General features: G+C 41.9%; 11 protein-coding genes. 4 read left to right on the top strand and 7 right to left on the bottom strand.

All coding sequences use genetic code 11. From position 1 onward, the window contains the following. Nucleotides 1-8: 8 nt before the first annotated feature. The 7 genes from P2W82_RS10700 to P2W82_RS10670 form a co-directional block, all read right to left on the bottom strand. Nucleotides 9-350: a T9SS type A sorting domain-containing protein gene (locus P2W82_RS10700; RefSeq protein ID WP_336515872.1), complete on the bottom strand. Its 342-nt coding sequence runs from the start codon at nt 348-350 to the stop codon at nt 9-11. A 128-nt stretch (nt 351-478) separates the two neighbouring features. Then, a complete protein-coding gene (locus tag P2W82_RS10695) occupies nt 479-949 on the bottom strand; it encodes a redoxin domain-containing protein (RefSeq protein WP_336515871.1) in 471 nt (156 codons plus the stop codon). Nucleotides 950-1,308: 359 nt separating this feature from the next. Then, the gene (locus P2W82_RS10690; RefSeq protein WP_336515870.1) at nt 1,309-2,337 is read right to left on the bottom strand and encodes a PorP/SprF family type IX secretion system membrane protein; all 1,029 of its coding nucleotides are present in this window, start codon (nt 2,335-2,337) and stop codon (nt 1,309-1,311) included. A 20-nt stretch (nt 2,338-2,357) separates the two neighbouring features. Further along, entirely contained in the window at nt 2,358-7,169 is a 4,812-nt protein-coding gene (locus tag P2W82_RS10685) for a PKD domain-containing protein (protein WP_336515869.1), read from the bottom strand. A gap of 208 nt (nt 7,170-7,377) precedes the next feature. Next, nucleotides 7,378-7,803, bottom strand: a complete 426-nt coding sequence (locus tag P2W82_RS10680; protein ID WP_336515868.1) for a hypothetical protein — start codon at nt 7,801-7,803, stop codon at nt 7,378-7,380. Beyond that, nucleotides 7,800-9,308 (bottom strand): carboxypeptidase M32, encoded by a 1,509-nt coding sequence (locus tag P2W82_RS10675; protein WP_336515867.1) that lies wholly within the window; start codon nt 9,306-9,308, stop codon nt 7,800-7,802. Before P2W82_RS10675 ends, P2W82_RS10680 begins: the two co-directional genes overlap by 4 nt. 93 nt (nt 9,309-9,401) lie before the next feature. Then, nucleotides 9,402-10,250, bottom strand: coding sequence for a DUF695 domain-containing protein (locus tag P2W82_RS10670; RefSeq protein ID WP_336515866.1), 849 nt, complete (start codon nt 10,248-10,250; stop codon nt 9,402-9,404). 23 nt (nt 10,251-10,273) lie between these two features. Between P2W82_RS10670 and P2W82_RS10665 the strand changes: the two genes are divergently transcribed. The 4 genes from P2W82_RS10665 (at nt 10,274) to P2W82_RS10650 (ending at nt 15,022) form a co-directional block, all read left to right on the top strand. After that, the gene (locus P2W82_RS10665) at nt 10,274-11,371 is read left to right on the top strand and encodes a Nif3-like dinuclear metal center hexameric protein (protein WP_336515865.1); all 1,098 of its coding nucleotides are present in this window, start codon (nt 10,274-10,276) and stop codon (nt 11,369-11,371) included. Between the two features lie 6 nt (nt 11,372-11,377). Next, entirely contained in the window at nt 11,378-12,133 is a 756-nt protein-coding gene (locus P2W82_RS10660; protein ID WP_336515864.1) for a zinc ribbon domain-containing protein, read from the top strand. A 110-nt stretch (nt 12,134-12,243) separates the two neighbouring features. Continuing rightward, entirely contained in the window at nt 12,244-13,899 is a 1,656-nt protein-coding gene (gene recN / locus P2W82_RS10655) for a DNA repair protein RecN (protein WP_336515863.1), read from the top strand. 310 nt (nt 13,900-14,209) lie between these two features. Continuing rightward, nucleotides 14,210-15,022 carry an enoyl-ACP reductase FabI gene (locus P2W82_RS10650; RefSeq protein WP_336515862.1) on the top strand — a complete coding sequence of 271 codons (813 nt, stop codon included), beginning with the start codon at nt 14,210-14,212 and terminating at the stop codon, nt 15,020-15,022. Nucleotides 15,023-15,058 lie beyond the last annotated feature (36 nt).

Here is a 15,058-nt window from a genome sequence, read left to right as displayed (position 1 = left end):
CGTAAAACCTATTTCTCAACGTGGAATTTTCCTGATTCAACTACTTTTCCCGATTTGTCTTTTACCTGGAAAATGTAAACACCGCGCGTATAATTGGTGAGATTAACCTGTGTACGTGAGGTGAGTTCCTGTACATCAAGGATTTTTTTGCCGAGGAAATTATAGATCTGTAGCGTGTGATTTTTTTCGAGGAAATTCCGGAACTCAAAATTGATATAAGTAGTTGCCGGGTTGGGGAAATATTTTACAATCCTTGCGACCTCCTGAGCAGTAGACGCAGTATTCGTTTGCGCGTTCCCGTTCAGCGAGAAAAATAATGCCACAATAAAAATGATGGTAAAATTTTTCATTCTTTTTCAAAGGTAACTATACGGCACTAAATTAATATCTAAATGTTAAAAAAGCAAGTATCTGAATCAATCCGTTCTTTATTTGTAAAATGTTGATTTTCAATAAAGGCGGAAGAATGATACATCGGTTAAGCAAACGTTAAAAGAGTCTTTTCTATTGCTTCGAAATTGGGTATCTCACCCGCATTCTCGAGTACTTCTGCATATACAACAACTCCATCCGGATCAATCACGAATGCTGATCTTTTACTAACTCCTTTCATATCAAAGCCAAATAAAGGATATATCGTATCGTATGCCGTACTTACTTCCTTATTGAAATCTGAAAGCAGGGGAAAATTTAATTTTTGCTCTTCCTTATATTTTTTCAGGCTGTAAAGAGAATCCACGGAAATCGCGAGGATCTGAACTTTCAGTTGATCATAATGTGCAATATCATCACGTACACTGCATAGTTCTTTAGTACAGGTGCTCGTAAATGCAAGGGGGAAGAAAAGTATAAGTACAGGTTGGCCTTTAAAATCAGACAGACTTATTTTCTTCTTTTCTGTATCAAATAAGGAAAACTGCGGCGCGGCTTGTCCAGGTTTTATCGACATGACTTTTCAATAACATCGATATTACAGATTGGTTGAGTGATTTCAAAAAAAAGTGCAGTTGTTTTCAGTTTGCAGTGAACCGGAAGACCGAACAGGCAGCGGGCAGCAGATCTCTGCGGCGAGCATTACTATGAGCGAAGTCACTTTAGTTATTGGTAGTCGGCCTGTCTGCAGGTTGCCGGTTGTCAGTTGTCGGACCGAATCGATGTCGCGGACGAAATAGTTTCCTCCGCAGAGTGTTTCGCTGTAATGTCGAAAACGAATTGGAGGATGTTTTTCACTCACCTGTATTTGGTACCACAAACGAACAACGAACAACGAAAAACGAATAACGAACAACGAACAACCAACCAATTTTTTTAAAACTTCGGACACTTCAAATTCTTCGTCGAATTCTCTTTATTTACGAAGGCAATGTAAGAAAGAGAAATCTCTACACCGCCGCGGCCCTGGCTTGCAGTGGCAAGTTTTGATGCATTTACATCATAACTGAAGGCGAGAGAGAAAGGATGATAATCAAGTTTTACAACTGGAATAACTGCATCACCAAGCCTGTAATACAATCCACCATGAACAGTTACCGTCGGTACATCTTCATCACCCAGTTTTCTTGAATACATTCCACCGAAAATGACTTCTTCAAAAGGATCCTGTCTGCTATAATCTGCATGGAAAGTAACGTATGAAAAAGGATCGATAAACATTTTCAATCCACCGGAAACAACCCATTTGGGCAGGTGATTGATATTTCTATAAAAAGAATTGACCGGCTTTGTAAAATGATGATAGGCGAGTCCGATGAAATAGGTGTGTTGTTCTTCTGAGCCTAATGTACTGTTGAAACTCATACCCACACTGGCATCAAAATAACTGTAGTTGTTTACAAAAGTTTCTCCGTCAGGCAGAGAACCGTTGTATCCAAAACCGTCATACTGGTTGTTGGTGGTTACTTTGGAACGATCGAGTCGCCTGCTCACGATACCGCCCATGAATCCAAGAGATAAAAATGAATTTCTTGTTGCACTCACTGCTTTATGGAAATTCACAGCCGGCATAACGTAGGTCGTATTCAGTGCAACGGTTCCTGCTTTATCAAACAGTGTCTGAATTCCCAGCGTCATGAAATCATCACCTTTGCCTACCGGAAATTTATAGTCTGCATTAAGTGATCCTGTTTGGTATGGGAATGAAATACTGTTCCATTGATTGCGATAAACCCCCTGCACACGAATGTCACCTTCGAACAAACCTGCCAGCGATGGATTGCGAAGCAATGGTGCCTCGAAGAACTGCGAGAAATGCAGATCCTGCGCACCGGTTTCTCCCATCATAAATACTCCCGCTACTATGGCGAAGAATTGTCGGAATGGTAATCTAAACTTTTTCACATCTCAAAGCTGTTGTTCGGTTATCGGATAAGTGTTACATCTCCTTTGCGTGTGATGATGGAATTGTTTTCACAACTCAGATCCATCATGTACACATACACATCGGGAGCCAGTTTCGCACCTTTGAATGTACCGTCCCAACCTGCAGACGGATCATTGGCGTTGAAATTCTTTTTCTCAAATACCACCTGGCCCCAACGGTTGAATATCCGCAATGTCCTGATGGTGTTGATACCTCTTCCTCTCGGGTAGAATATTTCGTTCATGCCATCACCATTCGGTGAGAAGGTATTTGGCATAAAGAGATTCTGATCATTACAAACAACGAATACAGTGATCGCATCGCTGGCCTGGCATCCTCCATTGTTCTTCACTGTAATTGTGTAAGTAGTGTTGAATGTCGGTGAAGCAGTCGGGCTCGGACATGTTGTACAACTCAATCCCACGCTCGGACTCCACAATATGCCCGTAACATCTGAAGATGTTGCTGAAGGCAGTTTGATTGAGAAGCCCACCTGTATGGTTGTATCTGCACCAGTAGTGACTGTCGGATATGGGAACACTGAAATCCTAACCGTGTCTGTACTCACAAAACATCCTCGTATATCCGATCCCGTTACTGTGTACGTAGTTGTTGTTGTCGGGCTTGCAACAGGGTTAGCAATATTCGGATTATTCAACCCGGTAGTTGGTGACCAGCTGTAAACCATAGTTCCTTTAGCAACCAATTGCAGGCTCTGCCCGATACACAATGAATCGTTTGGCGGAGCCACAACCTGTGAAGGTTGGATCACATTCACCATGATTGAATCTCTTGACGTACATCCGAATGCTGACCGCCCGGTGACATAGTATTTGGTTGTATCCAGCGGATTCGCTGTTGGATTCGGGCAGTTGGTACAACTCAATGCAGTTGCCGGCGTCCATTGATAGCTTACTGCCCCTGTCGCATTCAGCTGCACAGATTGGCCGCGACATATATCGACATCCGGACCAGCATCCGTCAGTGGCAGACCCTGGATATTGATCGGGTAAATCACCGTGTCTTTACAACCCATGCTATTGGTTGTAATCAGTTGCACGTTGTAGTTACCGGACTGGGTATACAATTGTGCCGGAGGATTCTGCAAAGTTGAAGTCTGACCATTTCCGAAATTCCATGACCAGGTCAATGCGAGTGTATCCGGTTGTACGACAATTCCATTGAAAGTTATCGTGTTGTTCACACAGATTGAATCTACGGAAGATGTGATACCTGTAACAGGATTGCGATTGACAATTATATAAGCTGGTTTGGTGATGGTCTCACTACATCCAAACTCTGTCGTTGCAGTTAATGTTACTGTATACTGACCTGGTAACGAATAATAGTGAACCGGGTGCTGATCCGTAGATGTTTGTCCATCACCGAAATTCCAGAGCCAGTTGGTGAATTTGCCGATACTCTTTGAGGTATCGGTGAATGTCACTGAACCATTCTGACAAAGTGATCTTGAATCAACTTTAAATCCTGGAAATACTTTAATTACTTTAATTGAATCTTTTCCTTTGATCGGTACAGCACAACCTTTGTCGTCATATAATATTACAACAGGTAATACATGATCCGGATCAGTATAGATATAGTTTACTGACGTTTGTTCCGTTTTCTGGATAGCGTCACCATTACCAAAATTGTAAGTGATTTTGTCTACGTTTTGTGTAGTTACATTAAACTGTACCTGCAATGGTGCACAACCACCTATGGGGTTATAATTGAATGTTCCATTCGGGCCATATACGGTTATCGTTTTGTATGCTGTGTCGGTACAGCCTCCTGGGCTGGTTACAATTAGTTTAGCTGTATACACACCAGGAAATGAATAGGAGTGACTAACCGTATCTTCACCAACGTTAGTACCGCCATCTCCAAAATCCCAGAAGATACCAGAAGCAAAATTTCCCTCGAATTTAAATTTGACATTCAGCGGCGGACATGTTCCGACTGAATCACTGATGGTAAAGGCTGCGTAAGGAGTGTCAATTTTAATAAAGTTTGATTTTGTTATTGAATCTTCACAACCAAACCTGTCACGGATTTTAAGCTTAACAGTGTAATTTCCGACGGCATTATAGGTATGCACCTCGTTTCTTCCTGTCTGCGGTGCAGAACCATCACCGAAAGTCCATGTAAAAATATTTACTGAAGCTGGTGTTGAAGTACTTGAGAACTGGAGTGGACGACCAGGACAAGTGATTGAATCGGCAACAATGAATGAAGCTTTTGGTTCTGAGGTGGTAATCAGGTTGCGTATAACCAAACTATCAATACAGCCAGCAGCATCAACCACTTTCAGTTTTACTGAAAAAGTTCCTGCACGAACATACTGATGCTGAACAGATGTTTGTGTAGTGCTGATAATTACTCCATCTCCAAAATCCCAAATTCTGTTGACGATGTTAACAGCTCCATCACCAAATGATTCATCGTTAAAATTCACATTCAAACCCTTACATCCCGTTGGATTAACGGCAGAAAATTTAGCTGTAGGGCCGCCGATCTTGATCACTTTTGATGATGAGTCAAAACAACCATTGTAGTCTGTAATTTTCAGGCGCGTTGTATATGTTCCGTTGGCAAATCCCGTATAGGTGAAAGAAGTAACCCGCGGCGAATCTACATAGACTCCATTTCCGAAATCCCATTGATATCTTCCTACGGCAAAATCAGGAGTTGCAAGTTTTGCGGTAAACAGCGCTGACGAACCTCTGCAAATAACATCAGGTGTAACGGTATATTCTGCTTTTTCATTAACAATGAAGATTTTCTTTGTCACTACTGTCGTACAGCCATCTTTTGTAAGCGTGAGATTTACATTATACTCGCCTTCGGTTGGGAAAGTATGAGTAGGGCTCGGTATTGTTGAAGTAGTTCCGTCTCCGAAATCCCAGAAATGACTATCTGTATTTTTTGAACTATCCTTAAAAGCCATCGTTCTCCGGTTATCACAATCAATCTGGTAACCAAAACGACCAATCGGGCCTTTAATATTTATGTATTGCGGACGTGTAACCGAATTTCCGCAACCATTATTGAATACAGTGAGTGTTACATCGAACCAACCGGTATCACTATATATTTTTATCGGATTTTGCTCACTTGATTTGCGGCCGTCACCAAATTCCCATAGCCAGCCGGTGACATTTCCCGTACTCTGATCGGTGAAATTAATTGCCTGCCCCGTACAATTGGATAACGGTGATGCACTGAATACGGCATTCGCACCCGGTTCACCTACTTTTATGTTTCTGACTGAAACAGAGTCGCGACAGCCAGCCTTGGTTAATACTACAAGCTTTATTGTGTAGTTTCCTATTGCCGTATAAGTGACCGATGGTTTTTGCTGAGTACTTGTAACTCCATTTCCAAAATCCCAGAAATAACTATTGACCCCGTCGATTGCATCTACGTCAATATCCGGAGCTACCGTAAACGGAGCACAGCCGCTATCTGGCAGGTTGTTTATTTTGAAAACCGGCTTAGCTACATTAACAAGAGCAGATTTTACAATTTTCGATTTGCAACCATTTCTGTTGGTAACAGTGAGCGAAACATTAAAAAGGCCATAGTCATTGTATATATGACTTGGATTTTGTTCCGTTGAAGTTTGACCGTCACCAAAATCCCACAGGTAGGTTGCACCGTTAGTTGACTGATCAGTGAATTTTACTGTAAAAGGAGGTTTACATCCTAACGGGCTGCTGTTTGTGAATGCAGCTTTTGGAGTATCTACAATCACAATAGTTTTAACGATTGAGTCGATACAAACTCCGAATTTATTTCTCAGCCTGATAGTATAGGTGCCGGGATTTATGTAAGTTTTATTGACCGTAATCTGAGAAGTGGTTACTGAATTGGTTCCATCTCCCCAGGCCCAGAATGAACTATCCGGATCCGGAAAGGATGTGTTTGTTATTAGAACAGATTGCCTTACACATGCAGTGTCAGGCGCTGTAAATGAAGTTTGAATTGAACTGGGAGGTATGGTGATTTTCTTTCTTACCGTATCAGAACAACCTGAATTACTTATTGCAATCAGTTGCACAGTAAAGTCTCCTGAATTCAGGTAGGTTACTGTGGGATTTTTACTATCAGATAAAGAATCGTTACCAAAATTCCATTGCCATGTCATTGTCCCGAATTCTGCGCTCAGATTCGTAAATGACATTTTCAAAGGTGGTTTACATGCATTGGATAGTGGAGCAAAGAAATCGGCCTTCACTCCATTTGAAATTTTGATCAGTCGCGATTTGGCAACGGTATTAGTACAGCCGTCTTTGGTAGTTACAGTAAGTGTAACTGTAAATTCACCATTAAATTTATATACGTGTGACGGTTCTTTTTCATTCGAATTGAACCCGTCTCCAAAATCCCAGAAATAGGAACTTATTTCTCCATCAGAAGTAGAATTATTAGTGAACTTTATTTTCTTTGGATAGCATCCAACTGAATCAGAAGCGTCAAATGCGGCCACTGGTTGCGGAAGTACCGTAATGTAATTTGTTTTGATTACGGAATCCTTCTGGCCGCCCGGAGCCGTTACCACCAATTTCACAGTATACTGACCTGCATTAATGTATGTCGCAAATGGTTTCATCCTGGTGGAGGTAACACCATTACCTAAATCCCAGAAATAAGTATTATTTGAATTTTCTTCAGCAGGAGTAAAATTCACGGAGGCGGGTGCACACTGCCTGGTTACATCAGCACTGAATTCAGCATTCTGCGCATTCGCATGCAACATGCCGAGAGACAGCAATAGCCAGAGCCCGATATTCTTCAAAATTTTCAAAAGCTATAAACAGTTTTAGTGTTAAGTTGATTCTATAGGGACCTGTCTGATTTAATAAATAATTGATTATCGGTGGTTATAAGAATTGGATCGTGCCGAATGGAAAACGAATAATTAATTGCTTAATTATGTAACACTCAGGAAAAAAACTTTTCAAAGGAGTTGGGGGAATGCAATAATTGGAGCTAAACAACGAACGATCCTCAGGCTATTTCTTTACTAATTTCAAAAACGCAGTCCTGTTGGTATTGGTTGGCCGCGCTTCGACATAAGTAAAACTGTTTTTCACAATTTTCCAGGTGTCATTCATCCGTTTAAGGGTATCATTGGTATTTGGAAAGTTCGATGAAATTGTCTCGGAAACTACATCGCCGACCCATGTGCCGACGGATTCCCCATTGATATTGAAGCCTTTTACAGAGCCATCTTTATAAAACTGAAATTCGTAATTGCTGAATTCACTCGTCACATCAACATTGTTTTCAGAAAATTTTTCAACCACCCATCTTCCACTGGTCATTGCATCGATAACAATATTGGTTTTAATTTCTTCTTTCTTCTTTGCACAATGTGCTATCGAAATCGATATTACAAGCAACAGCAAAAAATGCTGTGGAGTAAACAACTTATTCATAAAATACTGGCGGTTAAGATTTTGAACTTATTTTCCAGATAGTTCGCAAACCGACCCAATTCTAACGGATGTTGAGTACTGATATTGCACAACTCAAGACTGTTGTAAAATTTTCCGTAGTTGTAGACATTGGATTTCAACCAGTTCCTGATATTTCCAAACTCGCCGGCAGAAATTTCTTTTTCCCATTGAGGATTTCCTGACTTATACTCGTCAAAAAACTGTATACCATACATGCTTCCTAATGTGTAAGTTGGAAAGTATCCAAAACTGCCATGTGACCAATGTACATCCTGCAGACATCCCTGTTTGTCGTCGGGGACATCGAGTCCAAGATATTCTTTGTACAATTGGTTCCACCTGGCAGGAATGTCTTTCACAGAAAGATCACCTGTAAGCAGATCCTTCTCCATTTCGTACCTGATAAGTATGTGATAGTGATAAGTTACCTCATCCGACTCAGTTCTGATCAACGTAGGTTTCACCTGGTTTACAGATCGGAAGAACCGTTCAGCGTTCACCGATCCAAACTGCGCAGGATGGTGCTTTTTTAATTTTTCAAGCAGGAAACTGCAGAAAGCAAAACTTCTGCCTACACAATTTTCCCAAAGCCGGCTCTGGGATTCATGGATACTCAGGGAACAGGCTTCTCCCAGCGGCAACCCAGCTTCTTCGGGATTCAGGCCTTGCTCGTAAAGTCCGTGGCCTCCTTCGTGAATACAGCTCCAGAGCATTCCTGAAAAATTATCGGGATTTATTCTGGTTGTTAATCTGACGTCTGTTGGATGAAAACTTATGGTAAACGGGTGCTCTGAAATATCCTGTCGGCCGTAGTCAAAACTGAAACCCATCAATCCAAGGATCTCCATTCCCAGTTTCCACTGATCATCCTTTGCCATCGCAAAATTCACCCCCGAAGTTTCGTCGTCCTGCTGAATAAGTTCCGGTAAAACATTGCTCAGTATTTTCTTCAGGTCGGTAAAAAGTCTATCGGTCACTTCAACGGTCAGTCCGCGATCATGTTCGTCCAGGTGTGCATCATATAAATGCTTGCTGAAACCGATAATATGTGATTCTTCTTTTTTCAATTCAATCAAACCGGCGAGCTCAGCTTTAAAAACGGAAAAATCATTCTTTTTCCTGGCTTCCAGCCAGGCATGAAAAGATTGATTGATCTGTTCACTCAATTTCCTTACAAAAGCGGAACTGTATCTCCTGTTCCGGTTGTAATCGTCGAGGTTGATCGCAATATTTTTTTTCTGGCCTGCTGTAAGACCTTCTGCTTCAGTAAGTTCAGTTAAAAGATCACCAAGTTCCGGAGCTGAAAAATGACTATGCGCCAGTTCTGAAAGTGTAGCTATTTGTCGACCACGGGCCATCGCGCCGCCAGGCGGGAGGTAAGTTTCCTGGTCCCATTGTAAAACTGCGCTGGCACTGCGGATATCTGCAATTTTTTGCATATAATCCACATACCTCGAGTACTTCTGGGCAGTGTCTGGTTTCAATGGTAAACTTTTAAGGAAAGGCAAATATAGGGGATAGTTATCCCCAAAATACACCCAGCGATCTTAATTATTTATGAATCAAAGGAAAGGAATTTATTTCACCATCACCGTTTCCCAGCCGTCGTAACGACCATGGTACTTTCCCGCCAATTGCCAAAGTGGAATCAGCACCCGATCGATATAGGTGTAATCCGGCACATCGTCTTTTTCGATCCGTAGGGAATATGGAAATTCGCCATCCCCTGGTTTATCAGGCATTTCCGTGATCGTAAAAGCTTCGATCCCGGATTTGCGGACAAATTCATCCCGGTATGATTTTGTTTTGAATTGGAAAAAGTGTTCGACTTTCCTGGTTGCGGTCAGGCCATCGCCTTGTTTTTTAAGATAATCGATCAGTCTTCGGTTCTGTATCTTTTCCATATCCAGTGGCGAAGGATATAGAACCGTCAGGTAATTGGTCCAGGTTTTATCATCCTTGGCTTGTGCCAGCCATTTGTACTCTTTATAAGCTGTCATGGCTTTGTTCAGCGCATTTCTGTACTGAAGGGTATCTAAAGCGTAAAAGTAGAACTCCCTGATCCCTCTCTGCGTAAACCTGCCTGTATACCATGCCCCATTATTTCTCGCAAGATTCTCCACCAGTTGTTCTTCCATTTCATCAAGCAAAGGAACCTCTACCGATGATGGGAGGCCGTTGGTATCTGGATAACGTAGTTCAGTTCTGATGATGATTACATAAGGTCGCTCACGCACAGGGGCAAGCTTTCCGAGAGAAAGGTCAACAATTATACTTACCGGCTTTTTATTTACCTGGGTATAATAAGTATCCCAGTCCCCCTGGTGCTGCTGACCAAAAACGCCGGTAAAGGAAATCAAAAAGAATAAGGTCAGCCATCTTAACATTTGAGTATATACTTTTGAATGAGGCCAAAGTAATTTCAATTTTGTCAATTGGCTGAACGAAAATGAAAACAGCAGAGATTATTAACTTTTTGGAAACAGTGGCTCCAACTGCATTGCAGGAGGATTATGACAATTCAGGACTGATTGTGGGGGACCCTGGTATGGAATGCAAGGGAGCGATGGTTTGCCTGGACATTACTGATGATGTTCTGACGGAAGCATTGCAAACAGGAATTAACCTGGTTATTTCTCATCACCCATTGGTTTTCAGAGGAATGAAGCGATTTAGCGAGAAAAATCCAGTTGGCCGTCTTTTGATCAGGGCCATTCGTGAAAACCTGATGATCTATGCTATTCATACTAACCTGGATAATACCTGGGATGGTGTAAGCTTTAAAATGGCGGAAAAACTGGGCCTTGAGAAGCCATCGGTGCTTGATCCGAAGAAAGGGCAGTTATTGAAGCTGATCACATTTGTTCCATTAAATCATGTAGATAAAGTCCGGAATGCTCTTTTCGAAGCGGGTGCCGGGGAGATCGGAAATTATTCTGAATGCAGCTTTGCATCTGAAGGTAACGGAAGTTTCAAAGCCGGGGACCAAACGGACCCGTTCGTGGGAGAAAAGGGTCGGCGTCATTTGGAACCGGAATCCAGGCTGGAAGTGATATTGCCCATTTTCAGGGATAAGGCTGTAATACAGGCACTGAAAGCCAGTCATCCGTATGAGGAAGTGGCTTTCGACCTGGTTCCACTGGCCAATGTATTCGAAAGGGCAGGATCCGGGGTTGTTGGCTCACTGCCATCAGCAATGGAAGAAAAGCATTTCCTTGCACTGGTTCAAAAGGAATTCGATATTCCTATGATCAGACATTCCGCTTTAAAAGGAGAGCCTATTCAACGGGTGGCATTGTGCGGTGGCGCTGGTAGTTTTTTGATTCCCAAGGCATTACAGGCCGGGGCCGATATTTTTATGACTGGCGATCTGAAGTACCATGATTTTTTTGAGGCTGATGGGAGGATAATACTTGCGGACATTGGTCATTACGAAAGTGAACAGTATACACAAGACCTGCTGATTGACCGATTGAAACAAAAATTTCCTAACTTTGCCGTCCTTAAAACTGGTGTGCGCACCAATCCCGTCAATTACTTTTTATAAAACATTATGGCTAACGTAAAAGAATATTCGGTTGAAGAGAAGCTCTCTTCCCTGCTTAATCTGCAAAAGATTGAAAGTAAGCTGGATGAAATTCAGATTTTAAAAGGGGAGTTGCCAATTGAGGTGAGTGATCTGGAAGATGAAATTCAGGGCTTGCATGCGAGGGAAACAAGAATTGAAGAAGAGGTGAATGGTATCACTGAATTTATCGAGCAGAAGAAAAATCTGATAAAAGAATCACAGGCATTGATCGCTAAGTATGAAAAACAAAGCGAGAATGTAAAAAATAACCGTGAGTTTGAAGCGATCAATAAAGAGATCGAAATGCAGACCCTTGAGACGAAGCTTGCGGAAAAGCATATCAAAGATGCAAATGAAGAAATTTCTGACAAGGCCCGCCTGCTTGAATCTGCGAAAAGAAATATCGCAACCAAAGAAGCTAACCTGAAACACAAGAAAGGCGAGCTGGAGAAAATCATCAGCGAGACGGAGAAAGAAGAAACAGAATACTCAGAAATGAGTAAAGCGGCACGTGAGAAAGTTGAACCGCGCCTGCTGGCTTCTTTCGACAGGATCCGTAAGAACTATCGCAATGGTTTAGCCGTTGTAGCGATCGTTCGTGATGCTTGTGGTGGATGCTATAACGCGATTCCACCGCAGAGGCAGAGTGAAATTCGTCAGCGCAAAAAAATTATCGTTTGTGAAAACTGCGGCCGCATCCTTGTGGATGAGGAACTGCAGGAACAAGCGAAGAACGTATAACGTAAAACGTGTAACGTATAACGTAAAAGGCATCCCCAGGATGCCTTTTATTTTTTCCACAAGTTCTTTATCTGCTTTTTGATTATTCCGAATGCCCTTAAATTTATCGCATGCTGAGCAGACTGACGATTAGGAACTATGCGATCATAGAAGAAGTTGATATTCAATTTTCTGATAATCTCAATATCATTACCGGTGAAACCGGCGCAGGTAAATCGATTCTGGTTGGTGCGTTGGGGTTAGTACTGGGAGATCGTGCCGATTCCACTGTGCTGGCTGATAAAAATAAAAAGGCTGTTGTTGAAGCAGTGTTTTCGCAACTGGATTTTGCAGAGATAGATAAACTGATCAGTGAATGGGATATTGATACAGCAGATGAACTTTTATTACGTCGTGAAATAAATGCAGGGGGAAAATCAAGAGCATTTATAAATGATTCGCCCGTAAATCTTGCTCAGCTGCATCAACTCGCTGGAATGCTTGTTGATCTTCATCAGCAGTTTGATACGATGGAACTTGGCTCTTCAACATTTCAATTAAATGTACTCGATGCACTTGCGACTCATTCTTCTCTAAGAAAGGAATATGCGCAATTTTACAATGAGTATGAGTCACTGAGGAAAGAACTCGCAGCTTTGAAAGAGTCGCAGGCATTAGCCAATCGTGAAGCCGATTTCCACCGGTTTTTATTTGAAGAACTTGATAATGCAAATTTCAAAGATGGAGAAATTGAAGAACTTGATGCGGAGTTGAAATTGCTATCTCATGCTGAACAGATCAAGGCTGTTCTTGGCCGTGTCAATTTTATTTTACAGGAATCTGAACAACCCGTAGTGCAATCTGTTCGTTCAGCAATACAGCAACTGGGAGCTGTAGTCGGGTTTCACCAGGAGATTCCGCAATTATCACAGCGACTACAATCCGCATATATCGAACTTCAGGATATTCAATCAGAACTGGAAAATCTGAATGACAAAATACAGATGGATGGTGCCAGGATCGATGTGTTGCAACAAAGAATCGCACTTGCGCAAAAACTATTTAAGAAACATAATGTCAGCAGTACAAAAGAATTACTTGCAGTAAAAGATTTGCTGGAAGAAAAATTGTTGATTATTGATCAGGCTGGAGAAAAAATTCTTTCCATAGAGAAACAATTGACTGTCGTTCTTGTAAAAGCACAAAAAGTGGCGGACCAATTGAGTGCCGGTCGAAAGAGGCAGGTATCGCCTCTCGAAAAGAAAACAAAAGAATTGCTCACGAGAGTCGGTATGCCTAACGCAATGTTGAAAGTTGACATTCAGCCGCAGGAATTAAGTCAATCCGGTGCAGATAAAATCAGCTTTCTTTTTGATGCGAATAAAACCGGGAGATTTGAACCATTGGAAAAAGTAGCCAGCGGTGGTGAGTTAAGCAGGTTAATGCTTTCATTGAAATCCCTCGTAGCGGATTCACTTCAAATGCCCACATTGATATTTGATGAAATTGACAGTGGTATCAGCGGCGAAGCAGCACGACAGGTGGGAATACTGATGAAGGAACTTGGTCAACAGCACCAGGTAATTTCAATCACCCATCAACCGCAGATTGCAGCACGTGCAAATGCACATTATTACGTATACAAAAAAGAAAAATCAGGGCAGATCAGGACGCATATCCGGAGATTAGGCGAAGATGAAAGGATAGAAGCGATTGCCAGGATGCTGGGTGGTGAACCGCCATCAGCAGTTGCCTTGGAAAATGCGCGTGAAATGGTTGCCGGCTGATGACGATTTCGTTTATCCTTTTACGGTATATTGGTGCAGCACTCCGATTGCATTTTAGCTGAAATCTTCATGACCACCACAGATTATTTTCTTCTTTTCTTATTTGTAGTTGCTGCCTTCCTTACCTGGTTAGGAAACAGGCTGCTGATAAAATTTATCAGGCCGGGAGAATCGATAAAACGATTTCTACTGTACTTCATTTTACTGATAAATTCAGTGTTTATTATTATTCTTTTATTCGGAATAACTGTAGCTTGTTTCAGGAACTTTGTATCTGGTTAAAACTTTATTTTTACAAAAAATACCTAACATGACTCACCAATTACTGCAGGGGAAAAAGGGGATAATTTTTGGAGCACTGGATGAAAAATCAATGGCCTGGAAAACTGCGGTGGCATGCCATGAGCAAGGCGCACAACTGGTATTAACAAATGCCCCGGTTGCCTTGCGTATGGGTGAAATAAATAAACTTGCTGAGCAGGTGAACGCTCCCGTGATCGGAGCTGACGTGGTGAATATGGATGATCTCAAAAACCTGATGGAAAAAAGTATCGAACATTTTGGAGGAAAATTCGATTTCATCCTTCATTCTGTAGGAATGAGTATCAATGTTCGTAAAGGAAAATCTTATACTGAAATAGATTACGGTTTCAACCAGAAAACACTTGATATTTCTGCAATGTCTTTTCATCGTGTGTTGCGCACGGCTTATGATCTGGATGCTTTGAATGAGTGGGGTAGTGTTGTGGCTTTGTCTTATATAGCAGCTCAACGTGTATTCCCTGATTATGGTGAAATGGCGGATGCAAAAGCATTACTTGAAAGTGTTGCCCGCAGTTTCGGATTTCATTATGGCAGAAAACGCAAAGTGCGTGTGAATACGATATCGCAGTCGCCTACCCGAACAACCGCCGGTAGCGGTGTGAAAGGTTTTGATGGATTTATCGGTTTCGCAGAAAAAATGAGTCCCCTGGGAAATGCAACGGGTGAAGATTGTGCGAATTTCTGTGTTGCCATGTTTTCCGATTATACCAGGATGGTAACGATGCAGAATTTATTCCACGATGGCGGATTTTCGAACACAGGAGTTACTATGGAAGTAATCGAACAAATGGAGAAGTAATTACGTTGAACGTTATACGTTTAACGTACAACGTGA

Origin of the sequence: Pollutibacter soli (genome assembly GCA_029269725.1) — a bacterium.
Classification (GTDB): Bacteria; Bacteroidota; Bacteroidia; order Chitinophagales; family Chitinophagaceae; genus Pollutibacter; species Pollutibacter soli.
This window is presented reverse-complemented; position numbering and strand designations above follow the sequence as displayed.

What these genes read in the sequence shown, in the direction of transcription:
- P2W82_RS10700 (WP_336515872.1), bottom strand. Translation starts at nt 350, where the DNA reads ATGAAAAATTTTACCATCATTTTTATTGTGGCATTATTTTTCTCGCTG.
- P2W82_RS10695 (WP_336515871.1), bottom strand. Translation starts at nt 949, where the DNA reads ATGTCGATAAAACCTGGACAAGCCGCGCCGCAGTTTTCCTTATTTGAT.
- P2W82_RS10680 (WP_336515868.1), bottom strand. Translation starts at nt 7,803, where the DNA reads ATGAATAAGTTGTTTACTCCACAGCATTTTTTGCTGTTGCTTGTAATA.
- P2W82_RS10665 (WP_336515865.1), top strand. Translation starts at nt 10,274, where the DNA reads ATGAAAACAGCAGAGATTATTAACTTTTTGGAAACAGTGGCTCCAACT.
- P2W82_RS10660 (WP_336515864.1), top strand. Translation starts at nt 11,378, where the DNA reads ATGGCTAACGTAAAAGAATATTCGGTTGAAGAGAAGCTCTCTTCCCTG.
- recN (WP_336515863.1), top strand. Translation starts at nt 12,244, where the DNA reads ATGCTGAGCAGACTGACGATTAGGAACTATGCGATCATAGAAGAAGTT.
- P2W82_RS10650 (WP_336515862.1), top strand. Translation starts at nt 14,210, where the DNA reads ATGACTCACCAATTACTGCAGGGGAAAAAGGGGATAATTTTTGGAGCA.